Raw genomic sequence first — 24,379 nt, 5'->3', positions numbered from 1 at the left:
CCCTTGTGCGATAATGGGGGGTGAACTGATGCGCAGGCACCGGTTGCGTCGCTTGCCTCGCCCGGTGCGCGACTCCCACATTTCCCCTGCTGGATGGCATCGCCATGGCGGTGCCGACGGCAACGAACCACTTCAAGGAGGTTTCCGTGTCCGACCCCAAGATCGTCAAGCTGGTCGATGAATCGAATCAGCGCAGCAGCGAGCTGCCATTGGTCAGCGGCACCCTGGGTGCGTCCTGCATCGATATCAGCCCGCTGTACAAGGACACGGGCCACTACACCTACGATCCGGGTTTCGGCAGCACCGCCAGCACCAAGAGCGCGATCACCTACATCGATGGCGACAAGGGCGTGCTGCTGTACCGCGGCTATCCGATCGAGCAGCTGGCGGAAAAGTCCAGTTTTCTCGAGGTGTCCTACCTGCTGCTCAATGGCGAGCTGCCGAAACCGGACCAGTTCAGCGCCTTCGAGCACGACATCACCCATCACACGATGATGCACGAGTCGCAGAAGGACTTTTTCCAGGGCTTCCACCACGACGCCCATCCGATGGCGATGCTGGCCGCCGCCATCGCCTCGCTGTCGGCCTTCTACCATGACAACCTGGACGTCGATGATCCGGCCGACCGCAAGATGGCCGCGATCCGCCTGATCGCGAAGATGCCGACCATCGCGGCCGCCTGCTACCGCTACACGATCGGCTGGCCGATGCGCTATCCGCGCAACAACCTCGACTATGTGACGCGCTTCCTGCACATGATGTTCGAGGTGCCGAGCGAGCCGTTGCAGATGAACCCGGTGGCGGCCAGGGCGCTGGACCTGCTGTTCATCCTGCATGCCGACCACGAGCAGAACGCGTCGACCTCCACGGTGCGCCTGGTCGGTTCGACCGGCGCCAATCCGTACGCGTCGATCGCCGCCGGCATCACCGCGTTGTGGGGTCCGGCGCATGGCGGCGCCAACGAAGCCGTGCTGAAGATGCTCGAGGAAATCGGTACCGCCGACAACGTCGAGACTGCGGTCAAGCGCGCCAAGGACAAGGACGACAGCTTCCGCCTGATGGGCTTCGGTCACCGCGTCTACAAGAACTTCGATCCGCGCGCCAAGATCATCCGCGAAATGTGCCACAAGGTGCTGGCCGAGCTGGGCGTGAAGGATCCGCTGCTGGACGTGGCGATGAAGCTGGAAGAGGCCGCCCTGAAGGACCAGTACTTCATCGACCGCAAGCTGTACCCGAACGTGGATTTCTACTCGGGCATCATCTACAAGGCGCTGGGCATTCCCACGGAGATGTTCACGGTGATGTTTGCCATCGCCCGTACATCCGGCTGGATCGCGCACTGGATCGAGCAGCATGAAACGCCCGGATCCCGCATCGGCCGGCCGCGCCAGGTTTATACCGGTGCCGACGTGCGCGATTACGTGCCGACCACGAAGCGCTGATTCGCCAGCGACGAGGGGCTTTGGCCAGATTGGCATGCCGTGGCCTTGGCCTTTGTCACTGCTTGCCTGATGCACAAGAGCCGGCGGGCAGAGCCCGCCCTACCGCCGCGACGTCGTAGGGCGGGCTCCGCCCGCCGTGTTGGTACCGCCGCAGCGTCGTAGGGCGGGCTCCGCCCGCCGGCCGTTGCCTGGCGCGATCATCGAAGCGCGGCGCTCAGGCGCTCCTCGAAATCCGCCTCGGTATCCTCGGCCAGCAGCATTTCCACCTGTGCCAACGAGGCACGCTTCATCGGCCGCAATTCCGCGCGATCCAGCGGAGCCTGGCGCAGTGCGTCGAGCGGGAGCACGGTGAGATCGAACGGCAGAGCGTCGGCGGAAAACAGCAGCACGGGATACTCCGGGTGGTCTTCACGGCCGTAACGCAGGCGACGCACCTGCATTTCGATCGGCACGCCATGTTCGCGAAGATACAGCACCACCGCGTCGGGGTCGTCGCTGAACACGTGCAGGCACACCGCTGAGTGCGCGTCGGCGGTGCCTTCAAGCACGGCGCCGACCAGGCGCGGCTCGAATGCCGCCAGAAATCCCATGGCCTCGACCGCCGCTTCGCGCCGTTGCCGCAGCAACTGCGGCTGACGATCGGCCAGAAACAACCGCTGGTGCTCGCGCAAGGCTTGCTCGATCTCCTGATTGCGCGGCAAGGCCTGCGTATCGAGGATGCCCAGTCGCTCGGCGGCCTTGAGCTTGGCGTGGTGGAAGTCGCGGATGCCGTGCTCGCTCATCAGGCGCGCGGCCTCCTGGGCCACGCGCACACGATTGCGCTGCAAGCGGTCGTGCGCGTGGATGCGGTGGTGATCGCCTCGGGACATGACGCACTCCTCAACTATGGATGGCGGTGCCCGGTGCAGCTTTGCGCAGTCCGGGCCTCAGAAGATCTCGTAGGCGTGTTGCTGCTCCTGCTCCTTCTGTTGGGCGGCCTGGCTGCGCAGGCGGTCGACGTCTTCCACCTTGAATATCTCGTTCATGCCGTTCGGATCGTCAGCCGAAGTCGGCAGGCCGCTGTCGCGGTTGATCCATACCGTACTGATTCCCGGGGGCATCGGCAACGTGTTGGGAGGAAGCCCCTTCAGCGCCGAACCCATGTAGCGCATCCAGATCGGCAAGGCGGCCTTGGCCCCGAACTCGCCACGGCCGAGCGAGCTGTAGTCGTCGAAGCCCACCCAGACCGAGGTGGACACGTCACCGTTGAAGCCGACAAACCAGGCATCCCGATGGTCGTTGGTGGTGCCGGTCTTGCCGGCCAGATCGGTGCGATCCAGTGCGCGGGCCGCCGCGCCGGTGCCGCGCAGGATCACATCCTTCATCAGGGACGTGATCATGTAGTCGTTGCGCGGCCCGATCACCCGGGGGGCAAGCACCGGCGGATGATCGCCCGCACCGTGGGCATCCGCCGGCAACACCGCCTCGCCCACGCCGTCGACGCTGCTCGACTCGGCTGGTGCGGCACTGCTGCCCGCCGTCGCCAGGCGGTTGGCCGGGGACTTGTTCATGTCGGCGGGCGGCGGCCCGGGCGGACTGGTGTCGAGCAATCGTTCGCGGCAATCGCGACATGCACGTGCCGGATTGGCCAGGTACACCGGCTTGCCGTCGCGATCATCGATCTCGTGGATGAAGTACGGCGTGATCAGGTAACCGCCGTTGGCGAACACGGCGTAGCCGCGAGCCATGCCCATCGGCGTGACCGAGGCGGTGCCCAGCGCCATCGACAGGTTGGCCGGGATCGCATCCTGCGCGAAGCCGAAGCGGGTGGCGTATTCACGCATGAAGTTTATGCCGACGGCATCCAGCAGGCGCACCGACACCAGGTTCTTTGACTGCACCAGCGCTTCGCGCAGTCGCATCGGGCCGGCGAATTTGCCATCGTCGTTGGAAGGGGTCCAGATGCCGTTGGGTCGTGACGGATCGGGCAGCGCCAGCGGAGCATCGTTGATGATCGAGGCGGGCGTGAAGCCGCGTTCGAAGGCGGCGGAATACAGGTACGGCTTGAAACTCGACCCGGGTTGGCGCGCCGCCATCACCGCGCGATTGAACTTGCTGCGATTGAAGTTGAAGCCGCCGACCAGGGCCTCGATCGCCCCGTCCTCGGGATTGAGCGAAACCAGGCCCGCCTGGGCGGCGGGAATTTGCGCCAGTTGCCATTTGCCCTTGTCATCACGCGCAACGCGGACAACGTCTCCGCGTTTGAGCACGCTATCGACCTGGCTGGGCGCGGCACCGACGCGGCTGTCGCTGACATGCGGTCGCGCCCAGCTCACTGCCGCCAGGTCGAGCGTGATGCTTTCGTGGCTTGGCAGGTAGACCGTGGCGTGCTTTGCATCGCTGGCGATCACCAGGCCCGGCTGCAGGCCGGAGACGCTGTTGTAGCCGGACAAGACCTTGCTGAAGTCCGCCTCACCCGCGTTGGCGGCAAGGTCCTGATGCGCTTCGGGGCCGCGCCAGCCGTGCCGATGGTCGTATGCGATCAGTCCATCGCGCACGGCGTCCACGGCCTCCTGCTGGCGGGCGCTCTGGACCGTCGTCCTGACCACGTAGCCCTCGGTGAGCGCATCGTTGCCGAACCGGTCCAGAACCTGTCGACGCACCATTTCGGCGAGGTAGGGAGCATCCACTTCGATCGGTTGCTCGTGGGCGAAAGCGCGGTTCGGCTCGGCGATCGCCTGTTCGTAGACCGCCTTGGTGATGTAGTGATGCCGCAACATCTCGCCCAGCACCCAGTTGCGCCGTGCGAGCAGGCGCTTGGGGTTGTTGATCGGGTTGACCGCCGACGGCAGCTGGAAGGTCGACGCGATAGCCGCGCACTGGGCCACGCTCAGCTGGTCCAGCGTCTTGCCGTAGTAGTACTCGGCTGCTGCCGCCACGCCATAGGAGCGATGGCCCAGGAACATCTTGTTGAGATACAGCTCGAGGATCTGGTCCTTGGTCAACTCGTGCTCGATGCGCAGCGCGATGAAGATCTCGGTAAGCTTGCGCGAGTAGAGCTTCTCCGGACTCAGAAAGAAATTGCGCGCCACCTGCTGGGTGATGGTCGAGCCGCCCGGGCCCTTGTCACCGCCGGTGATGATCACGTGCCAGCCGGCGCGCACGATGCCGCGCCAATCCACCCCGGGGTGGTGGTAGAAATCGGCATCCTCGGCCGACAGCACCGCGTGCTTCAGCCGGTCGGGGACGTTGTCGATGTCCACCGGGATGCGCCGGGTCTCGCCAAAGGTCGCAATCAGCTTGCCATCGGCGCTCAGCACGCGAAGGGGCACCTGCATGTGGTAGTCCTTCAGCACGGCGACCGAAGGGAGTCGGGGAGCTATCAACCAGTAGGCGACGCCTGTCGCGAGCACTGCCAGAAGCAAACCGGAAATCGCCAGGATCAGTGCCCAGCGCAACAAACGCTTGAAAATTCGCATGGTGTGGAGATAGCGAGACCTGAGTCAAAACATGACAGAGTATAGATGTAGCAGTATGTGCGGCATGAGGCATGGTTGGCCAAAGCAAAGGTCGCGCCAGCGAGGCAAGGGCTCCAAATGTGGTGGACATCACGCCAATTACTTGAGAAAGTTCCCGTAGACCGTTGCCATTGCGTCAAATTTTCGATTTAATGCCGTTGCGCATCCCGCCAGAATTCTGGACAGGGCGACAGTGGCAAGGGGGAAACACCGTGGGGCTCTTTACACCGAAGAAGCCGGCGCTGATTGGCGTCGACATAAGTTCGACCGCCGTCAAGCTGCTGCAGCTTAGCCAGGCGGGCGGGCGCTATCGCGTGGAGCACTACGCGGTGGAGCCGTTGCCGCCGAACGCCGTGGTCGAGAAGAACATCGTCGAGGTCGAGGCGGTGGGCGATGCCATCCGTCGCGCCCTGGCGCGGTCGGGTTCCAAGCTCAAGCATGCCTCTGCCGCGGTGGCCGGGTCGGCGGTGATCACCCGCATCATCCCGATGACCAGCGAGCTTTCCGACGATGACCTCGAAGGCCAGATCCAGGTCGAGGCCAATCAGTACATTCCGTATCCGATCGACGAAGTCAGCCTAGACTTCGAGGTGATCGGCCCGGTACGCGACAACCCGGACATGAACAACATTCTGCTGGCTGCCTCGCGCACCGAGAATGTCGACATGCGCGTGGCCGCACTTGATCTGGGCGGGCTGACCGCCGCGGTGATCGATGTCGAGGCCTTCGCGATGGAAAACGCGTTCGCCATGGTGGCCGACCAGCTAAACGTCGGCCGTGATGCATTGGTGGCCGTGGTCGACATCGGCGCCACCATGACCACGCTGTCCGTGCTGCGCAACCAGCGCACCATCTATTCGCGCGAGCAGGTGTTCGGCGGCAAGCAGCTGACCGACGAGATCATGCGCCGCTTCGGGCTCTCCTACGAGGAAGCCGGTCGCGCCAAGCGCAAGGGCGGCCTGCCGGAGTCCTACGAGACCGAGGCGCTGGAGCCGTTCAAGGAATCGCTGATCCAGCAGATCAGCCGCCTGCTGCAATTCTTCTTCGCCGGCAGCGAGTACAGCAAGGTTGATCAAGTGGTGCTGGCCGGTGGTTGCGCCTCGATCGAAGGGCTTGGCCCGATGCTCGAGGAGCAGCTCGGGGTGTCTTGCGTGGTCGCCAACCCGCTGGCCCGCATGTCGCTGTCGCCCCGGGTGCAGGCCCAGGCGCTGGCGCAGGATGCACCGGCGCTGATGATTGCGGTCGGCCTCGCCTTGAGGAGCTTCGACTGATGGCACATGTCAACCTACTTCCTTGGCGCGCGGAACGGCGCAAGCAGCGCGAGCGCGAGTTCTACATGCAGCTGGGTGCCGCCTTCGTCATTGCGGTGCTGGCGCTGTTCCTGTGGATTTTCTGGATGAACCAGCGGATCGACAACCAGAACGATCGCAATGCCTACCTGCAGACCGAAATCAAGCAGCTCGACGTACGCATCGCCAAGATCAAGGATCTGGAGAAAGTGCGCGAGCATCTGCTGGCGCGCAAGCAGATCATCGAGCAGTTGCAGGCCGATCGCTCGCAGATGGTGCACTTGTTCGATGAACTGGTGAAGACCATTCCGAGCAGTGCACGACTGACCGCCATGAAGCAGAACGGCCAGTCGATGTCGCTTGATGGCGTGGCGCAGTCCAACGCCAGCGTGGCCGAGTACATGCGCAACATCGAGGCCTCGCCCTGGATGGGTCATGCCGATCTGCGCAAGACCGAAAACACCCATGACGCTACCCGCATGCCGTACCAATTTGGCTTGAACGTGTCGCTGAGTCGTCCGAAGTCTGACGAAATCGAAGCCGGCAAGGTGCCGGTGGAGCCGGCCGATGCCGCATCCACCGCGTCGCCTGCGGTACCGGCAGCGCTTGGTGCGGCTGCCAAGGCGATCACCACGCCGCCGGCGAAGTCCGCATCGGTGGCACCGGCAGGTGCGAATCCGGCGCAGGAGCCCGCGCCGACCCATGCCGCCGCTGCCAAGGGAGGTGCCGGATCATGAGTTTCCTCAGTGATCTCCAGAACCTCGATCGCAACAACGTCGGCGGCTGGCCGCAGTCAGTCAAGATCTTCTTCACCGCGCTGGTCTGCGTCGTGGTGCTGCTGGTGGGCTGGTATTTCTTCGTCAGCAACCAGCAGGACGACCTCAACCAGCTGGTAGTCAAGGAAAACAGCCTCAAAGCTGATTTCTCAGCGAAACAGGCCAAGTCGGTCAACCTCGAAGCCCTGCAGCATCAGCTCGACGAAATGCAGGACATGCTGCGCCAGTTGCTGCGCCAGTTGCCCAGCAAGACCGAGATGCCTGAGCTCTTGATCGATATTTCGCAGACCGCACAGTCGGCCGGGCTCGAAACCGAGTTGTTCCAGCCTGGCCCGGAAACGCCGAAGGACTTCTACGCGGAGAAGCCGATCACGCTGCGCATGACCGGTACCTACCACCAGTTCGGCGCCTTCATCAGCGGTGTGGCCTCGCTGCCGCGGGTCGTCATCCTGACCTTGCACGATGTCTCGCTGACGCCGAAGTCACCCACAAAGGCGGGCACGGCGGGCACGGGTCAACTGGTGCTGCAGGGTACGGTCAAGACCTACCGTTACCTGGATGACGAGGAAAGTGCCGCCGCGAGCAGCAAAAAGGCGGGGGCCAAGTGATGATGAACAAGTCGATATCCAGGAAATCCGCTGGCTTGGCGCGCCTGGTCATGATGCTGGCCGTTGCACTGGTACTGGCCGGCTGCACCCGCGGCATGTCGGATCTGCGCGCGTGGGTGGCGCAGGAGAAGGCCAAGAAGGGCGCACCGATTCCGCCGCTGCCCGTGATCAAGACCTTCGAGACGTTCAAATACGAGGACCAGGACAAGCGCGATCCGTTCAGTCCCAGCACGGCGGAGCTGCAGAGCAACACCGCCACCAGTGGCCCGCGACCGGACGCCAATCGCGCCAGGGAGCCATTGGAACTGTTTGCGCTGGACAGCCTCAAGATGGTCGGCACCGTCGGCGTGGGCCCGAAGATGGAAGTCCTGATCAAGGATCCGGGCGGGGTCATCCATCGCGTCCATGTGGGGGAATACATGGGTCAGAATTACGGGCATATCACCGCCATCAGCGAAGATCATGTCGATCTGGTCGAGCTGGTATCCAATGGCAATGGTGGCTGGATGGAACGTCCTGCCAGCGTCGCGCTCGGCGAGCAATAGGAATACAGGGGCAGATGCAATGAGCAACCAAATCCAATCCGTGCGGGGCCGAGTCATGCGCCATGCGAGCCGTTACATGCTGATGGGTCTGCTGATCCTCGGTGCCACCTGGGCCAGTAGCGCGATGGCTGCCGCCACCACGCTGAAGAACATCAGCTACGACGCACTGCCTGGTGGCAGCGTCGAGCTGCACATGGACTTCGGCACGGGCCCGGTACCGGAGCCGAAGATCTTCACCACCGACAATCCGCCGCGTATCGCGGTGGACTTCGCCGACACCAGCAACGCCGCCGCGCGTCACCTGGACATCGGCAAGGGCTCGACTTCGGGCGTCTCGGCCGTATCTGCTGGCGGGCGCACTCGTGTCGTCATCGAGCTGATGCGCGCGTCCAGCTATCGTGCCCGTGTCGAAGGCAACAGCCTGGTGCTGACCGTCAACAACGGCACTGCGAATCAGTCGGTCACGACGGCGTCCACCATCGATCCGACCAAGCGCCTGCCCTCGTCTTCGGACGGCCCGGACATCTCCAAGATCGACTTCCGGCGTGGCCCGAACGGCGAAGGCCGTGTGCTGATCAATTTCAGTGGCAGCGGCGCCCAGCCCGAGATGACCCATCAGGGCGACAAGGTGCTGGTCACCATCGACCATGCCAACCTGCCGGCTGATCTGGCGCAGCGCCTGGATACGCTGGACTTTGCCACCCCTGTGCAGTCCATCGTCACGCGCGCCGGCAATGGCGGCGGCGCCCGCATCGAAATCAACACCAAGGGCAGTGTCGAGACCTCGGCCTACCAGACGCCCGACCAGTACGTGGTCGAAGTGGCGCCGAAGAAGGCCGACGACAAGGCAGACAAACTGGCCAAACTGGACAAGGAGCCGAGCTACAACGGCAAGCGCGTCACCTTCAACTTCCAGGACATCCCGGTGCGTTCGGCGCTGCAGCTGATCGCGGATATTTCCGGGCTCAACCTGGTGGCTTCGGACAGTGTCGGCGGCAGCGTCACCCTGCGCCTGGTCAATGTGCCGTGGGATCAGGCTCTGGACGTGATCCTGCGTGCCAAGAGCCTGGACAAGCGCCGCAACGGCAACGTCATCTGGGTCGCGCCACAGGCCGAGCTGGCCAAGTACGAGCAGGATCTGGCGGACGCCAAGCTCAAGGCGCAGGACACCGCCGAGCTGGTCACCGACTACGTGCCGATCAGCTATGGCAAGGCTTCGGACATCGCCAAGCTGCTCACCACCGGCAGCATGCAGGGCGGTGGCGGCGGCGGTGGCGCCAACACCCAGCGAGGTTTCCTGTCGCCGCGTGGCAGCGTGTCGTTCGACCAGCGCACCAACACCTTGCTGCTCAACGACACCCCGGAAAAGATCAAGCAGCTGCGCGAACTGATCGCGGTGCTCGACAAGCCGGTACAGCAGGTGCTGATCGAGTCGCGCATCGTGGTTGCCACGGACGATTTCACCCGCGAGTTGGGCGTGAGGTGGGGCGTGTCGGGCAATCAGAGAAACAACAACAACATCATCACGACGGCGCCGAAGGGTGATGATGCGCTGACCTACGGCACCGGCGTGCACAACAACATCGTCAATTACAACAATGCATACAACGATTGGGTGGCCAATGGCAGCAACGGCGCCCCGCCACATCCGGGTGCAGTGACCCTGCCCGGCGGCTTCAACGTCAACATGCCGGTCAACGGTGGCAGCACGCTGGGCTTCGCGATTCTCGGTGCCAACTACGCGCTGGACCTGGAACTCTCCGCGGCGCAGAGTGAGGGTCGTGGCGAGGTCATCTCCAGCCCGCGCGTGATCACCGCCAATCAGCAAGAAGCCGTGATCCGTCAGGGTCAGGAAATCGGCTACGTCACCTACCAGAACCAGGGTGCCGGCACCGGCGGTGCGCCGACCGCGTCGGTGCAGTTCAAGGATGCCGTGCTGGAGCTGAAGGTGACGCCGACGATCACCGCCGACAACCGCGTCTACCTGGCGATCAACGTGAAGAAGGATGCGCTGGCCGCGTTCGTCAACACGCCGAATGGCCAGGTGCCGCAGATCGATACGCGTGAGGTGAATACCTCGGCCCTGGTCGACAACGGTCAGACCGTGGTGCTTGGTGGCATCTACGAAGTCAACAAGAACAACAGCGTGTCCAAGGTGCCGGGTCTGGGTGACATCCCCGGGATCGGCGCACTGTTCCGCAACACCAAGCGCAGCACGAGCAAGGCGGAGTTGTTGATCTTCGTGACCCCGCGCATCCTGAGCGACACCTTGCAATAAGCCGCAACGCGGCAGTGTGGAAGAAGGGCGGCCCAGGCCGCCCTTTTTCATGTCGGGGCGCTGCCGAAACATGCCCGATTAAACTTCCGGCGCCGATGGCGGTCTGAAGGACGCCGATGCACTCGCCCGCCCCCGGGCTGGGCGGGTCCGGTGCCACACCGAAACGGAACCTGCTATGGACATGCCCGACAATCAGCCTCTCAGCACGCTGCAACAGTCGTTCGCACGACTGCGCGATGAGCTGCGCCAATGCATCATTGGCCAACCCAAATTGATCGACTGCCTGCTGGTGGCGCTGCTTGCCGATGGTCACTTGTTGGTCGAGGGTGCGCCCGGCCTGGCCAAGACCACCGCGGTGAAGGCACTGGCCACGAGGATCGAGGCCGACTTCCATCGCGTGCAGTTCACCCCCGACCTGCTGCCTGCCGACCTCACCGGTACCGACGTATTTCGCCCGCAGTCGGGCAGCTTCGAGTTCGAGCGCGGGCCGCTGTTTCACAACATCGTGCTTGCCGACGAGATCAACCGCGCGCCCGCCAAGGTGCAATCGGCCCTGCTCGAAGCGATGGCGGAACAGCAGATCACGGTGGGGCGCAGCACCTGGCAACTTCCGGAGCTGTTCATGGTGATGGCCACCCAGAACCCGATCGAGCAGGAGGGCACGTTCAGCCTTCCGGAGGCCCAGCTCGACCGCTTTCTGATGCACGTCACCATCGGCTACCCCGACGCCGCATCCGAACTGGCAATCCTGAAACTGGCGCGTGAGCAGGCCAACCGGCGCACGCATCCTGCTGCGCCAGCCCGGGCGCTGCTCAGCCAGCGCGAGGTGTTCGATGCGCGCGATGCCGCGATGGCCGTGCACATGGCGCCGGCACTTGAGGAATATCTGGCCCAGCTGGTCCTGGCCACCCGCGATGCCGGCCGTTACGGCGCGGAACTGAAGCGCTGGATCGCGTGGGGCGGCAGCCCGCGTGCGACCATCGCGCTGGATCGCTGCGCGCGGGCGCAGGCCTGGTTGGCCGGCCGCGCCTACGTGCTGCCCGAAGACGTCCACGCGATCGCGCACGAAGTGCTGCGCCACCGCGTGCTGCTCAGCTACGAGGCGCAGGCGGAGGGCGTGCTGCCCGACCAGGTGATTGCACGCCTGCTGGATCTCGTGCCGCTGCCGTGAGTGCCGTGCTGTCCGGGCAAAATGGTGGCGATGGTCGCAGCGAGGTCGCACTGGCCGAATTGATCGCGCTGCGCGCTCGCGTCGGCCACGCACGCATGGCGCCATTGTCCACCCGCGCATCCCGCTACGGTCAGCAGTCCAGCCGTCTGTATGGTCGCGGCATGGATTACGCCGAGTCGCGTGTCTACCAGGCCGGCGATGACGTGCGTCGACTGGACTGGCGGCTGACCGCGCGCAGCGGCAAGTTGCACACCAAGCTGTTTCAGGAGGATCGCGAAGGCTGCCTGCTGATCCTGCTCGATACCCACGCCAGCATGTACTTCGGGACCCGCCAACGCTTCAAGTCGGTGCAGGCCGCGCGTGTAGCGGCGTTGGCCGCGTGGTATGCCACGCGCGCCGGCGAACGCGTTGGCGTACTTGCGTTCGGTGGCGTCGGTGACCTGCTGCGCCCGCAGGCGGGTCCGCGTGGCGCGCTGGCCGTATGTGGTGCGCTGGCGCAATGGGATGCTCGACCGCGATCGGAACGGCAGCAGCCGCTGTCCGATGCGCTGATGCGCGCAGCCCACGTGTCGCATGGCGCCAGCCGGGTGCTGCTGATCAGCGACGGTTTCAGCTGCGACGAAGCGGCGCGCCTGCGCCTGCTGGACCTGACCCGGCACGCGGCCGTCAGCGTGCTGGTAGTGGCAGATCCGCTGGAGCTGGCGCTGCCGCCGGCAGGACGCTATCCGCTGGAACATGCCGGCGAGCGTCGCGAGGTGCTGCTGCAGTCCGCGCGCCAGCGCAGCGACTTCCGCAGCGCGCTGGGGAGCGGCGCCAAACAATTGGCCGGTCTGGCCGGCTCGCTGGGTTTGCGTCACGCCAGCATCGACACCACCGCGGACCCCTTCGATGCCGTAGCCGGCGTGATCGGCCGGCCGGGGGTGCTGCGATGACCGCGGCCACCACACTGCCTGCGACGGCGAGCAGCGCCGCGGGGCCGAACCTGCGCGATATCCATCTGCCACCCGAACCCTCGTGGTGGCCGCCGGCACCGGGCTGGTGGCTGCTCGCCGCGCTGGCCTTGGCGGCGGCTGTGGCGGCGATCTGGATCTGGCGTCGCCATCGGCAGGCGCGGTGCCAGCAACAGCGGATCCTGGACGAACTGGACCTGTTGGTGAGTCAGCATCGGAAACACGGCAATCCGCCCGCGCTCTTGCAGGATCTGCACCAGTTGTTGCGGCGTGTGGCACGCCGGCACGATCCCCAGGCCACGCGGCAGCGCGGGGAGCCCTGGCGCCAGACCCTGTCGCGGGTGCCGGTCGACGCCGCCACGCTGGAGCGCTTGCTCGCGCTCGACGAACTGATCTACCAGCCCCCCGCCGCAGGCGACGACGAGCAAACCATTGCCGCCGTCCGGACCTGGTTGCGTCTGGCCGTAAAGCCGTCCAAATGGAAGGCTGCGACGCCGACGCAGGAGGTGGCCGATGCCTGAGTTCGCCTGGCCGTGGATGATCCTGTTGCTGCCGTTGCCGTGGCTGCTGCGGCGCTGGTGGCGCCCGGCGCCGCCGGGAAAGGCGTTGCACCTGCCGCAACCCGGCGTGCAGCTGAGCGCGGTGGCCGACAGGCGCGCGCACGGGGCGGCGCCGTGGCTGCTGGCGCTGGCCTGGCTGTGCCTGCTTGCCGCCGCGGCCCGGCCGCAATGGCTGGGGCCGCCACAGGCGCAGCAACGCAGTGGACGCGCCTTGATGCTGGCGGTGGATCTGTCCGGCAGCATGCGCACCCCGGACATGGAGCTGGCCGGTCAGTCGGTCACTCGTTTCGGCGCGGTGAAAGCGATTGCCGGCGACTTCATCAGCCGACGCGGCGGTGATGAGCTGGGTCTGATCCTGTTTGGCAGCCAGGCCTTCCTGGTCACGCCACTGACCTACGATCTGTCGGCCGTTCGCGCGCAATTGCAGGGCGCTGTCGTGGGTCTGGCGGGCAGTCAAACCGCGATCGGCGACGCGATCGCCGTCGCCGTGAAACGTCTGGCAGCGTTGCCGGAGCAGGCGCGGGTGCTGGTGCTGCTCACCGACGGCGTGAACAACGCCGGCAGCATCACGCCGCGCGAGGCGGCGCGTGCGGCCAAGGCGGCTGGCGTGCGCATCTACACCATCGGTATTGGTGCCACGCGGATGAGCGTGCCTGGCTTCTTCGGCATGCAGATGGTCAATCCGTCGGCCGATCTGGATGCGGACATGCTCACCACGATCGCGAAGGACACGGGTGGGCGCTTCTTCCGCGCCACCGACAGCAGCCAACTCGCCGAGGCCTATCGCACGATCAATGCGCTGGAGCCGATGCCGCAGCAAGGTCCCGCGCTGCGACCACGGCATGAGTTGTTCCGTTGGCCGCTGCTGGCATCGCTGGTGCTGCTGTTGCTGGCGATCGTGCCGCGTCGGCTGACGCGCGTGGCGGAGCGCGCCGCATGAACGAGCTGCTGCATCAGTTTCATTTTCTGCGCCCATGGTGGCTGCTGGCGCTGGCCGGGATGCCGCTGCTGGCGCTGCCGCGCTGGCGCCGCGACGGCGGCCAGATCGCGTTGTCGCGGCTGGTCGATCCCGAGTTGCTGCCGCTGCTGTTGCGCGGACAAGCGCGTCATCGCCAGCTGCCGCTGTGGCTGTTTGCGCTTGGCTGGCTGCTGGCCACGCTGGCGCTGGCCGGTCCGACCTGGAGCCGCGTCGAACAGCCGTTGTACGCCAGCCGCCCGGCGCAGGTGGTGGCGATCTCGCTGTCGCGCCACATGTTGGCGCGTGACGTGGCGCCGAGCCGGCTCGACCGTGCGCGCTACAAGGCGCATCAACTCCTGGCCGGCAATCGCGATGGGCTGAATGCGCTGATCGGCTATGCCGGCGAGGCCTTCGTGGTGGCGCCGCTGACCTCCGATGCCAACAGCCTGAGCGACCTGCTCGATGCGATGGCTCCGGACACGATGCCGGTGGACGGCAACAACGCGGCCGCGGCCATCACGCTCGGGACCAGAGTGATCAAGGATGGCAAGGCCGGTGCCGGTTCGCTGGTCTTGATCACCGATCAGGCCGATGCGGCGGCCGCGGCAGCAGCGCGCCAGGCAGTCGCTGCCGGCGTGCATGTCTCGGTGCTTGGGGTGGGCACGGAGCAGGGCGGTCCGATACCCCTGCCCGAAGGCGGCTTCCTGCACGATGCCAAGGACCACATGGTGCTTGCCGCTCGCGATGATGCGGCCTTGGCCGCCTTGGCCCGCGCCGGGGGTGGTGCTTACGTGCCGATGAGTTCCGGCCAGCACGACATCGATGCCCTGCATGGCGAGCTTCGCAACGCGCCGCGCACGACGGCCACTGACCAACTCAGTGATCAATGGCAGGATCGCGGGCCATGGCTGCTGCTGCCGCTGCTGCTGATCGTGGCCATGGCGTTCCGCCGCGGCTGGGTGCTTTTGTTGCTGGTCACCTGCTTGCCGCTGTTGCCGAACACCGCCCGGGCCGGCACCTGGCAGAACCTGTGGCAACGCCCCGACCAGCAGGCCGCGCAAGCGCTGCGTGAGGGCCATCCGCAGCAGGCGCAGCAGCTGGCCCGTGACCCCGCGTGGCGCGGCGTGGCCGCGTATCGGGCCGGCGATTACGCGGCCGCGGTCGAGAGTCTTGAGCACGCGTCGGGCAGCGACGCGGCGTACAACCGTGGCAACGCGCTGGCCAAGGCGCAGCACTATCAGGACGCGATCAAGGCCTACGACGAGGCGTTGAGACTCGACCCGGCCAATGCCGATGCCAAGGCCAACCGTCAGTCGGTCGAGGATTGGCTGCGACAGCAGCAGAAACAGCAGAAGCAACAGAAGCAACAACCGGACCAGTCAGGCCAGAACAAGTCGGGGCAAGGCAAGGACAAGCAATCTTCGGCGCAGCACGATCAGAACAAGGACGGCAAGGCGGATTCGCAACAGCAGAAGTCCGAACAGGACGGAGGCAAACCGTCGGACAGGCAAGGTCAGGGCAAGCAAGACGAGGACACGCAGAAGCAGCCTGGCCAGCATCAATCCGGTGATCAGCCCAAACCGCAAACGGCCCAGCAGCGGGCCGAGCAGGAGGCCAAAGCCGAGCAGGCCCGGCAGGCGTTGAAGAAGCAGATGGACCAGGAACTTGCCGCGCAGCCGGACAAGCCGGCCGAAAAGGGCGCACCGCATCAACTCGGTACGCTTGGCAAGGACGATCCGCAATCGAAGTTGCCAGCGGACGTGCGTCACGCGCTGCAACGCGTCCAGGATGATCCCGGTGCGCTGCTGCGCCGCAAGTTTGAATTGGAATACCGGGAGCGTCATGGCGGCGCCCCGGATGAGGATGGACAGCTATGAAGTTTGCACGCGCCGTCACGATCTGCCTGTTTGCATGGCTGCTGGTTCCGGTCGCCGCGCAAGCAGCCAAGGTCACCGCCACGCTGGATCGCACGCATGTGCAGTTGGGCGACACCGTCACCCTGAACGTGCGTGTCGAAGACGCGAACGGCAACGTCACCATGCCGGACCTTGGCGCGTTGAGCCAGGATTTCAGCGTCCTCAGCCGCTCGCAGAATCGCAGCCTGACGGTGGAAAACGGCAAGGCCACGTCCAGTCTCACCTTTGGCGTGGCGTTGCGGCCGAACCATGTCGGCACGCTGCAGATTCCCGCCCTGGACGTTGCCGGCGAGAAGACCACGCCGCTGCAGCTGGAGGTCGACGCGCCAAGCCCGTCAGCATCCGCCGCGCCGGACCGGAACGTTTTCATGGAAGCGCGGATCGAGCCACAACGCGGTTACGTCGGCGAGCAGTTCAGCTATGTGGTCAAGCTGTTCTACGCCCCCGACCTGAGCGGTGGCTCGATCAGCGTGCCCAGTGTCGGCGGCGTCGAGATGAACCAGGTGGGCAAGGATCTCAGCTACGACACCCAACGTGGTGGCCGCGTCTACCACGTACTGGAGCGACGCTACGCGCTGATTCCCCAGAAGGCGGGGCAAATCCGGATTCCTCCATCCAGCTTCCAGGGAAACGCGATCGATCCGTATGACCCCAACAGCTTCTTCGGTGCGACCAACAATGTCTCGGCCAGCGCGCCGGCGGTCTCGCTCGACGTGCAGGCCACGCCGCCGGACTGGGGTAATCAGGCCTGGCTGCCCGCGCGCGAGTTGACCCTGACGATGCAAGGCTGGCCGACGGCACAACAGCAGGTTCGCGTGGGGCAGCCGATCAACCTCGTCATGACGCTGCAGGCGACCGGATTGTCCGATGACGCGCTGCCCGAGCTCAGCCTGCCGGCGCTGGACGGTGCCACCGCCTATCCGGACAAACCGGTCAGCCACAATCGTGTTGCAGGCCAGTGGATGGTCGGCGAGCGCCAGCAGGCGTTTGCCATCGTGCCCGAACGCGTCGGCCGCTTGACCATACCGGCGACCACGGTGAAGTGGTGGAACGTGCTCACCGACAAGATGGAAGTGGCGCAGATCCCCGCGCACAGCATCACCGTGTTGCCGGCGATCGGTGGTAGCACCGCGCAGACTTCGGCGCCGGCGGCGGCAGCGTCGACTTCGTCAAATCCGGGCGCGCCTGCTGCAAAGATGGGCACTTCCGGAGCCACACCCTGGCGCTGGATCGCGCTGGGCAGCATCGCACTGTGGTTGCTCAGCGTATTGGCCTGGTGGTGGCGTCGCCGTCGTCGTGTCGCGGAAGTGGCGCCAACACCGGCGCCCGCCAACACGGCACGCCAGGCCCAACTGGCGTTTCTTGCCGCCGCACGCGGCGGCGACGTGGCGGTGCAGGTGCGCGCCCTGCTGGCGTGGGCGCGCGCTGAGCGGCCGGGTATCCAGCACCTGGGCGAGTTGTCCGCGGCGCTGGAAGATGCCTCGCAACGTGCCGCGATCGATGTCTTGCAACAACGTCACTACGCCGGCGCGCCGATGCCGACAGACGACAGCGCCATCGACCTGGCTGCGGTGTTCAAGCGAGGCTTTGCGTGGCGCAGCGCCTCGGCAGGCCAAGGCGAGCCGGAGCTGCCGCCGCTGTATCCCTTCAAGCTGCATTGAGCGACTCACGCCGTAGGGCGGGCTCTGCCCGCCGGCTTGGGCACACCGGAAACGGCCGGCGGGCAGAGCTCCCCCCCTACGGTGCGAGCAACGGCCGGCGGGCAGAGCCCGCCCTACGGCGCGAGTGTTCTTTGGAGCACCGTCTGCATGCTTTCGCTGAAGCAGCACAGCGTCACGTCGATGTCGTCCGCGGCGGCCAGCTCGCCGCGTAGCGTGGTGACGGCGATGGCGGCGGCCTGCACGATCGGGTAGCCATAGACCCCGCAGCTGATGGCCGGGAAGGCGATCGTGCGCAATTCATGCTCGCGCAACAAGCGCACCGCGTTGCGGTAGCAGCGCTCCAGCAGCACGGCTTCGCCGTGGCCGCCACCTTGCCAGATCGGTCCCGCGGTGTGGATCACGTAACGTGCCGGCAGCTCGAAACCCGGCGTGATGCGTGCTTCACCGACCGGGCAGCGGACACCCGGCGCGGATTCCGGCAATCGACGGCAGGCATCCAGCAGCGCCGGCCCGGCGGCACGGTGGATCGCTCCATCCACACCGCCACCGCCCAGCAGGGTCGGGTTGGCCGCATTGACGATGGCATCCATCGGCAGCGTGGTGATGTCGGCGGTGACGATATTCAGAGGCATGGCTTCATGATGGAGAGCAGCTTATGCTGCAACCAGGTTTTGGTGGGGCGGGGCGGTAACAGATCATGGCGAAAACGGAAGACCTTTCCTTCGGGTATCTGCTCAACGACGTGACCTTGCTGTTCCGCAAGCACTTCGACCGACGCGCCGTGAAATTCGGCCTGACCCGGGCGCAATGGCGTGCCACCAAGATGTTGTACCACCGCGAGGGCCTGCGCCAGACCGAGCTGGCCGAGTCGCTGGACATGGAGCCCATCGCCGTGGGCCGGGTGATCGACCGCCTGCAGGCCGCCGGCTTCGTCGAACGCCGCCCCGATCCGCGCGACCGGCGCGCGTGGCGACTCTACATCACCGAGCAGGCCAGGGTGATCGTCAGCGACATGGAACTGATCGCGCGCGACCTGCGCAAGGACGCCACCGTCGGCGTCGAGTACGACGAGTTGCGCCAGGCTCTGGGCGTACTCAACCGCATCAAGGAAAACCTGCAGGCGCTGGATGCGGCGGAAAACGCCCCGCGCGTGGAGCCCTGAACCTGGGCCGTCCTGGCTCGGACGCGCATGATGCGGGTGCAGCCGCCGGAGACGCATCGAAGCGTCGGCCCGCCTTGACCGCGGCACTCTTCATTCACGGTCTTTTACGCGGCAAGGATTAGAGTAGCTGCAACCGGACGTCGCCCGTTTTGGGTGCGGAGGGTTTCAGCATGATGACCTGGTTGTTCGCAGGTGCACTGGCGCTTTCCACGGTTGCGCCAGTACCGGCCGTGCTGACCGAACCCCCGGTGCCGCAGCCCGAGCAGGTCATGTCGGTGCCGCCGGAGTTGCGCGCAGAACTCCAGCGATGGGTCATCGGTAGTGGGGGTTCACACACCTTGCGGCTGCAGCGGCTGGTGGATTTCATGTTCCAGGATTCAGGCCTGGGCATGAAGTACGCCGCCGATCCCACGTTGACGGTGGCGCAGGCGTATCGGGCGCGCCGGGCGAACTGCCTGACCTTTACCTTGATGACCGTGGCGCTTGCCCGCGAGGTCGGCCTGCAGGCCTATGGCCAGGAAATCGAGGACGCTTTGGCCTGGCGCGAAAAGGGCAGCCTCGTCTATCGCACCAACCACGTGAACGCCGGCATCCGCATTGGCGCGCGTCGCTTCAGTGTGGATGTGGCGGAGAATTCGATACTTGCGCCCAACCCGCCCAAACCGGTCTCCGACCAGCGACTGCTGGCGCTCTACTACAACAACCGTGTGGCCGAAATGCTGGCCAGCGCCGCGGTTCCCCAAGTGGCCGCCCGCTACATGGCGCTGTCCCTGCGCCTGGATCCCGGTTACGCGAACAGCTGGAACAATGCCGGCGTATTGCACCTGCACCAGGGCGACCACCAGGCCGCCGAACGTGACTACCTGAAGGCATTGGAACTGGATTCCAGGAATGCCAGCGCGCTGTTCAACCTGGCGTTGTTGTACGACAACGACGGCGACCAAATGCGCAGCGCCAGCTTCAAGCAGCGCCTGCAAAAGGTGCAATTGAAGGACCCCTACTATCAGCTGCTGCAGGCCATGGACGCCGCCGAGCAGGGCGACTACGGGCTGGCCGTGAAGCGCTACAAACGGGCCATTCGCCTGCATCGCAGCGAGCCACGCTTCTACCTCGGCCTGGCCCATGCCTACCAGGAGTTGGGTGACGAGGGCCGAGCGCGTCGCGCCCTCAGTCGCGCCCGCGCGCTCAGCCTGGATGGTGCCAGCGACCAGGAACACGTCAGGCCGGGTGGTCTGCGTGGGTGAGCCGTTGCTGCCGGAAGGTGCCGCGACGGGCCGTTCGTTCGCACATGAACCACGCGTGTGCGGGCAGCGATCACCGGGGCGGGTCGGCCATGCGCCGTGGCCACCGGGCATGCTTCACGCCGCCAGGCGGTGCTCGTAGTACGGCCGCTCGCGGTCATCCAGGATCGCGTAAAGCGCGGCCAGGTTCGCCGGATCGGGGTTCAGCCAGGCGTCGACGTTCTCGGGTTTGATCGGCACGATGCAGCGGTCGTGCCCGGCCGCGCGGACTTCCGGCGGCGGTTCGTCGGTGATCGCGGCAAAGCTGAGCAGCTCCGCGCCGTCGCCGCCGGCGGGCGACAGGTTCCACAGGCAGGCCACCAGCATTTCCAGCGGCGGCCGCGGGTCGAACTCCAGCACCACGTTTTCCGGCTGCTCGCCCACTGCCAGTGCGCGGCCTTCCATCTTGTGGCGCGGCACGTTTTCGTAAAAGCGGGTGACGATCATGATGCCGTGGCGATGGCCGAACAGTTGCCCCCACGACGCTTCCAGCTTGTCCCGGCGCGCGTTGTAGGTGCCCGGGTATTTCCGTTCGGTCTTCTCGTTCCAGCCGGGCAGGCGGCACTGGTAGCGCATCGGCACCACCAGGCGTTGGCCGCCTGTCTGGATCATCACCGGGGCGTATTGACCGGGAAAGATGCGCGAGTCGCGGTCGAGCAGTTCGTTGCGTCGCAAGTCGGCCAGGTTGCGCTGGGCGGCGGCGATCTTGTTGCCGGCGATGCGCTTGTCCTCGGCGGCCTTGCGGGTGGGTTTCTCACTGGCGAGCACGGCTTCGGCCCGGGCCAGGCGTTCGGATTGGGCGGCCAGTTCGGTCTCGTATCTGGCCGCCTGTTCGCGGTCGGCCTCGGCCACCAGTTTGGCCAGCTCGAATTCGCTTTCACCGCGCGGGTGGCGAAACGCCTCGCGCATCGCCTTGGGGATCTTCACCCACTGGCCATCGTCACGTTTGCGCCAGAACAGCTCGGTGAAGCGCTTGAGGCTGATGACGGCGCCCCATTCGCGCTGGAACTGGTGATAGTCCGCCTTGATTTGCGCCGAGTAGCACATCGCTTGTTCAACCTGTCTCGTGTGGACCATCCGCGTTGATCAGTCGCCGGCTTTCGGCGGCGCTGGGGCGCGCGGCGACGCGTTCGAACCACGGCCCGACATGCGGCAACGAGCGGTCGAACGGCTGCTTGACCGACTGCGCGAAATCCAGCCACACGTACAGCCAGATGTCGGCGGCAGTGAAGCGCTCCCCGCACAGCCACGGGCCGGCGCCGAACATCGCGTCCAGCCACGCCAGGCGATCCTGCGCCACGCGTTTCAGGTCGTCCGCCGCAGCGGGCGCCACCGGAATCCGCAACTCGAATCGTGGCAGGCCTTCGGCATAGTGGTACGCATTGTGGATGAACTCGGTGATGTTGAGTTCGACCCGGCGCCACCATTGCCGGGTCTGCGCACGTTCCGCGGGACTGCTGCCGATCAGCGGCGGCGATGGATGCAGTTCCTCCAGATACTCGGCAATGGCCACGGCCTCGGCCAGCGTGGTGCCATCGTCGCAGCGCATTGCCGGCGCCTGTCCGGCCGGGTTGATCGCGAGAAAGGCCGGCTGCCGGTTGTCGCCGGCAAACACATCCACCGTCTCTGCCGGCAGTCGCAGCTGTTTTTCCAGCAGAAACATGCGCAGGCAGCGCGGTGCGGGGCTTTGTGCGTCATAGACAAGCATGGGGAACGATTCACCGTGGTGGCGGTTTGTCCGTCAAACCAGATCAAGTCAAAGCCTACGCGCGTCCGCGCAGGCGCGCGACATCCGCACGCGAAGTGCATCACGTCGCTACGACCCATCGGCCGCGGTGGGCGGCGGCACGGGTTGCCATGTGGCGCTCGAACGTTACCCTGTGGGCATGAGCAAAACATGGAATGTCGCGGCGTCGCGCTGTCTGAGTCTGGTGGTGCTGGGGGTTGGTCTGCTGTTGCTGGGCGGCTGCGCCACCGCTCCGCCGCGCAATACCCAGAATATCTGCCAGGTATTCGATCAGTATCCAGGCTGGTACCACGATGCCCGTGCAGCGCAGAAGCGCTGGGGCACGCCGGTGAACGTGCTGATGGCGTTCGTGCAGCGCGAGTCAGGCTTCAACCGCAAGGCACGGCCCAAGCGGCCGCACTTCCTGTTCATCCCGTTGCCGCGCCGGTCCAGTGCGTATGGCTACGCGCAGGCGCAGGATCCGATCTGGGAGGAGTATCGGAAAGCCAACGGCGGCTGGTTCAAAAGCCGCAAGGACATGGATGATTCGCTCGACTTCATCGGCTGGTACACCGACCGCATCCATCGCGAACTCGGCATCTCCAAGTGGGATCCGAAGCATCTGTACATTGCCTATCACGAAGGCATCGGTGGCTACCGTCGCGGCCACTGGCGCAGCAACCGCCACCTGCTGCAGGCCGCGGCCGGCGTCGATCATCGGGCACGCGAATACGGGGCGCAGCTCCGGCGCTGCAAGTAGCGCCCGGACGAACTGTTCCGAACGAGCGCAGGCGCGCCGGGTGATTGCTTGCTCCCTGCGTCAGGGCGTGCCGGCTTCGGCAACAGCGTCGCCTTCGCGGCTGGCCGACATCAGCGACAGGGGTTTGCCATCGGGCAGGCGCAGGTCGAGTTGGCGCTGCAACTGATCCAGTTCGACCAGGCGTGGGCACAGCGCATCGGCACGTTTGCCCAGGCGTTCGGCAGGTATCTCGACCGCTTTCTCGATGCTGCTTTCCAGCGACTGGGCGCGTGCTTCCAGTGCGGCAACCTGGTTCTGGTCTCCGCTGAGTGCGGCTTTCACCGCGCGCGCTGCCACCGTGCTGACCAATGTGGAGATGGCGTCACCCATGTCTTCGTTCATCATCTGGTCGAAATCGTGCTGTTGCCAGTGACCCTGGCCGATGCCCTGGTCGATATTGCCGAGTATTCGCTGGCGCTGCTCGCCGAGTTGGCGAATGACCTGCGCGCGTTCGTCCGGGCTGTCCGTGAACGTGGCGGCCACGGTGGTCAGCGCATCGAAACCGATGCCGACGCCGTCGCGGGCGATCGCGGCCACCTGGGGCAGCAGGGTGCGCACGTTCGCCTCGTACTGACGCAGCCGCGCGGCATCCTGCGGACTGACGGCCAGCGACTGGCCGTCCACGCGCAATTGGCCATCGTGCATGAATACCCGCTGCGGGCTGCCGTCGTGGCGGGTGAACTGCAGGCCATCGCCGCGCACGGCAAGGTCGTAGTCGCTGATGACCGAACAGGAGGTGTGCAGTTCCACGTTGTGGGCGCGCGCATGCGCCGGCGCGGTGGCGGTGGCGATGCCGAGCAGGGCGAGAGCAAGAACGAGCTGGCGCATGGTCGAGGCCTTCAGGCAGTCGCCGCGGCGACGGTGGGGTCAGCTTGGGCCAAGCGCCAGCCAGGGGCATGGGCTGAGAGTCACGCCGTGCCATCGGTCATGCCCAAAACAGGGGTCAAGTTGGACTTTCCAAAACAGGGGTCAGGTTGGACTTTCGGCGCGAAGCGCAGATTTTCTGGGCCGGCCAATTTTGGCAGGACCCGCGCGACGGGAAAGTTGGGCCTCGATGGCGGCACGGAAGCGTTCGGTTCCGTACGCATGCTGCCGTTGCAGATGGAGCCGGATGCTGTCCAGTTCATCGGGAGTGATGGCTTGCTCCACCAGCGCGCGATACGCGCTACAACGCTCGATCTGTGTGGCGCCGAGGTTCATGTACGACGGATGGGGGCGAATCAATGGATTGGCAGCCCCCAGCGCGTTGCATGCATGGCTTGACCATGGATAATCGGCCGGGTTGATCACCATGCGCGCCCGCAGGGGATTGAGCTCTATGTAGCGGTAGCACCGAAGCAGATAGCTCTCGCGATCCACCAGACAGGCTTTGTATCGCCCCTCCCACAACGTGCCGGTGCGCCGATAGCGATCATTGACATAGCGCACGTAGCGCCGCCCCAGGGCCTGCATCACTCGGGCGACCTGGCCGCACGCCGCTGGCGTCATCAGCAGATGCACGTGATTGGTCATCAGCACGTAGGCGTGGACGGCACACCCTTCACGCAAACAGGTCTCCCGCAACTCGTCCAGATAGCGGATACGGTCGATATCCTGAAAGAAGCAAGGCTGACGATCGTTACCACGTTGCACCACATGTTGCGGTACCCGGGCAAGATCAAGTCTCGGTTGACGAGGCATCGGACGATCATCGCTGAAAAGTACGCTCAGCTTGCCTTGCACACCAACCGGGCGTCTGTCAGTCGCCGACCCTGGCCTATG

General features: G+C 65.4%; 22 protein-coding genes. 15 read left to right on the top strand and 7 right to left on the bottom strand.

Annotated elements, in window-relative coordinates; all coding sequences use genetic code 11:
• The first annotated feature begins 146 nt into the window (after positions 1 to 146).
• On the top strand, positions 147 to 1,442 hold the full coding sequence (locus AC0L58_RS13950) for a citrate synthase (protein ID WP_473684385.1): 1,296 nt from the start codon (positions 147 to 149) through the stop codon (positions 1,440 to 1,442).
• Between the two features lie 197 nt (positions 1,443 to 1,639).
• Here the strand turns inward: AC0L58_RS13950 and AC0L58_RS13945 are convergent, their stop codons facing one another.
• Together AC0L58_RS13945 and AC0L58_RS13940 are read right to left on the bottom strand one after the other, a co-directional pair.
• Positions 1,640 to 2,311 (bottom strand): hypothetical protein, encoded by a 672-nt coding sequence (locus AC0L58_RS13945; protein ID WP_473684383.1) that lies wholly within the window; start codon positions 2,309 to 2,311, stop codon positions 1,640 to 1,642.
• 57 nt (positions 2,312 to 2,368) lie between these two features.
• Positions 2,369 to 4,900 carry a penicillin-binding protein 1A gene (locus AC0L58_RS13940; protein ID WP_473684381.1) on the bottom strand — a complete coding sequence of 844 codons (2,532 nt, stop codon included), beginning with the start codon at positions 4,898 to 4,900 and terminating at the stop codon, positions 2,369 to 2,371.
• A 251-nt stretch (positions 4,901 to 5,151) separates the two neighbouring features.
• On the opposite strand from AC0L58_RS13940, the gene AC0L58_RS13935 reads away from it, so the two are divergent.
• The 11 genes from AC0L58_RS13935 to AC0L58_RS13885 all read left to right on the top strand — a co-directional run bounded on the left by AC0L58_RS13935 (position 5,152) and on the right by AC0L58_RS13885 (position 17,651).
• Positions 5,152 to 6,210: a pilus assembly protein PilM gene (locus tag AC0L58_RS13935; protein ID WP_473688744.1), complete on the top strand. Its 1,059-nt coding sequence runs from the start codon at positions 5,152 to 5,154 to the stop codon at positions 6,208 to 6,210.
• Positions 6,210 to 6,965 (top strand): PilN domain-containing protein, encoded by a 756-nt coding sequence (locus AC0L58_RS13930; protein ID WP_473684379.1) that lies wholly within the window; start codon positions 6,210 to 6,212, stop codon positions 6,963 to 6,965. Before AC0L58_RS13935 ends, AC0L58_RS13930 begins: the two co-directional genes overlap by 1 nt.
• Positions 6,962 to 7,612, top strand: a complete 651-nt coding sequence (locus tag AC0L58_RS13925; RefSeq protein WP_473684377.1) for a type IV pilus inner membrane component PilO — start codon at positions 6,962 to 6,964, stop codon at positions 7,610 to 7,612. Before AC0L58_RS13930 ends, AC0L58_RS13925 begins: the two co-directional genes overlap by 4 nt.
• A 2-nt stretch (positions 7,613 to 7,614) precedes the next feature.
• On the top strand, positions 7,615 to 8,157 hold the full coding sequence (locus AC0L58_RS13920; RefSeq protein WP_473684375.1) for a pilus assembly protein PilP: 543 nt from the start codon (positions 7,615 to 7,617) through the stop codon (positions 8,155 to 8,157).
• A gap of 55 nt (positions 8,158 to 8,212) precedes the next feature.
• Positions 8,213 to 10,435, top strand: a complete 2,223-nt coding sequence (locus AC0L58_RS13915) for a type IV pilus secretin PilQ (protein ID WP_473684373.1) — start codon at positions 8,213 to 8,215, stop codon at positions 10,433 to 10,435.
• A gap of 175 nt (positions 10,436 to 10,610) precedes the next feature.
• Positions 10,611 to 11,606: an AAA family ATPase gene (locus AC0L58_RS13910; RefSeq protein ID WP_473684371.1), complete on the top strand. Its 996-nt coding sequence runs from the start codon at positions 10,611 to 10,613 to the stop codon at positions 11,604 to 11,606.
• Complete coding sequence (locus AC0L58_RS13905; protein WP_473684369.1) at positions 11,603 to 12,538, top strand: DUF58 domain-containing protein; 936 nt, start codon at positions 11,603 to 11,605, stop codon at positions 12,536 to 12,538. Before AC0L58_RS13910 ends, AC0L58_RS13905 begins: the two co-directional genes overlap by 4 nt.
• Positions 12,535 to 13,077 carry a DUF4381 domain-containing protein gene (locus AC0L58_RS13900; RefSeq protein WP_473684368.1) on the top strand — a complete coding sequence of 181 codons (543 nt, stop codon included), beginning with the start codon at positions 12,535 to 12,537 and terminating at the stop codon, positions 13,075 to 13,077. Before AC0L58_RS13905 ends, AC0L58_RS13900 begins: the two co-directional genes overlap by 4 nt.
• On the top strand, positions 13,070 to 14,056 hold the full coding sequence (locus tag AC0L58_RS13895) for a VWA domain-containing protein (protein ID WP_473684366.1): 987 nt from the start codon (positions 13,070 to 13,072) through the stop codon (positions 14,054 to 14,056). Before AC0L58_RS13900 ends, AC0L58_RS13895 begins: the two co-directional genes overlap by 8 nt.
• Complete coding sequence (locus tag AC0L58_RS13890; RefSeq protein ID WP_473684364.1) at positions 14,053 to 15,951, top strand: tetratricopeptide repeat protein; 1,899 nt, start codon at positions 14,053 to 14,055, stop codon at positions 15,949 to 15,951. The genes AC0L58_RS13895 and AC0L58_RS13890 overlap by 4 nt, the downstream gene beginning before the upstream one ends.
• Complete coding sequence (locus tag AC0L58_RS13885) at positions 15,948 to 17,651, top strand: BatD family protein (protein WP_473684362.1); 1,704 nt, start codon at positions 15,948 to 15,950, stop codon at positions 17,649 to 17,651. Before AC0L58_RS13890 ends, AC0L58_RS13885 begins: the two co-directional genes overlap by 4 nt.
• 113 nt (positions 17,652 to 17,764) lie before the next feature.
• Here the strand turns inward: AC0L58_RS13885 and AC0L58_RS13880 are convergent, their stop codons facing one another.
• Complete coding sequence (locus tag AC0L58_RS13880; RefSeq protein WP_473684360.1) at positions 17,765 to 18,283, bottom strand: O-acetyl-ADP-ribose deacetylase; 519 nt, start codon at positions 18,281 to 18,283, stop codon at positions 17,765 to 17,767.
• A gap of 65 nt (positions 18,284 to 18,348) precedes the next feature.
• Between AC0L58_RS13880 and AC0L58_RS13875 the strand changes: the two genes are divergently transcribed.
• Positions 18,349 to 18,813 carry a MarR family winged helix-turn-helix transcriptional regulator gene (locus AC0L58_RS13875; RefSeq protein ID WP_473684359.1) on the top strand — a complete coding sequence of 155 codons (465 nt, stop codon included), beginning with the start codon at positions 18,349 to 18,351 and terminating at the stop codon, positions 18,811 to 18,813.
• Positions 18,814 to 18,983: 170 nt separating this feature from the next.
• Positions 18,984 to 20,057 carry a tetratricopeptide repeat protein gene (locus AC0L58_RS13870; protein WP_473684358.1) on the top strand — a complete coding sequence of 358 codons (1,074 nt, stop codon included), beginning with the start codon at positions 18,984 to 18,986 and terminating at the stop codon, positions 20,055 to 20,057.
• A gap of 114 nt (positions 20,058 to 20,171) precedes the next feature.
• Here the strand turns inward: AC0L58_RS13870 and AC0L58_RS13865 are convergent, their stop codons facing one another.
• Positions 20,172 to 21,170 (bottom strand): SOS response-associated peptidase family protein, encoded by a 999-nt coding sequence (locus AC0L58_RS13865; protein ID WP_473684356.1) that lies wholly within the window; start codon positions 21,168 to 21,170, stop codon positions 20,172 to 20,174.
• A complete protein-coding gene (locus tag AC0L58_RS13860) occupies positions 21,148 to 21,801 on the bottom strand; it encodes a glutathione S-transferase family protein (protein ID WP_473684354.1) in 654 nt (217 codons plus the stop codon). Before AC0L58_RS13860 ends, AC0L58_RS13865 begins: the two co-directional genes overlap by 23 nt.
• A 178-nt stretch (positions 21,802 to 21,979) precedes the next feature.
• On the opposite strand from AC0L58_RS13860, the gene AC0L58_RS13855 reads away from it, so the two are divergent.
• A complete protein-coding gene (locus AC0L58_RS13855) occupies positions 21,980 to 22,579 on the top strand; it encodes a transglycosylase SLT domain-containing protein (protein WP_473684352.1) in 600 nt (199 codons plus the stop codon).
• A gap of 60 nt (positions 22,580 to 22,639) precedes the next feature.
• Here the strand turns inward: AC0L58_RS13855 and AC0L58_RS13850 are convergent, their stop codons facing one another.
• A complete protein-coding gene (locus tag AC0L58_RS13850) occupies positions 22,640 to 23,446 on the bottom strand; it encodes a DUF2884 family protein (protein WP_473684350.1) in 807 nt (268 codons plus the stop codon).
• Positions 23,447 to 23,587: 141 nt separating this feature from the next.
• Positions 23,588 to 24,298: a transposase gene (locus AC0L58_RS13845; RefSeq protein ID WP_473684348.1), complete on the bottom strand. Its 711-nt coding sequence runs from the start codon at positions 24,296 to 24,298 to the stop codon at positions 23,588 to 23,590.
• Positions 24,299 to 24,379 lie beyond the last annotated feature (81 nt).

Source organism: Rhodanobacter sp. G2-10, from assembly GCF_055809185.1.
This window is presented reverse-complemented; position numbering and strand designations above follow the sequence as displayed.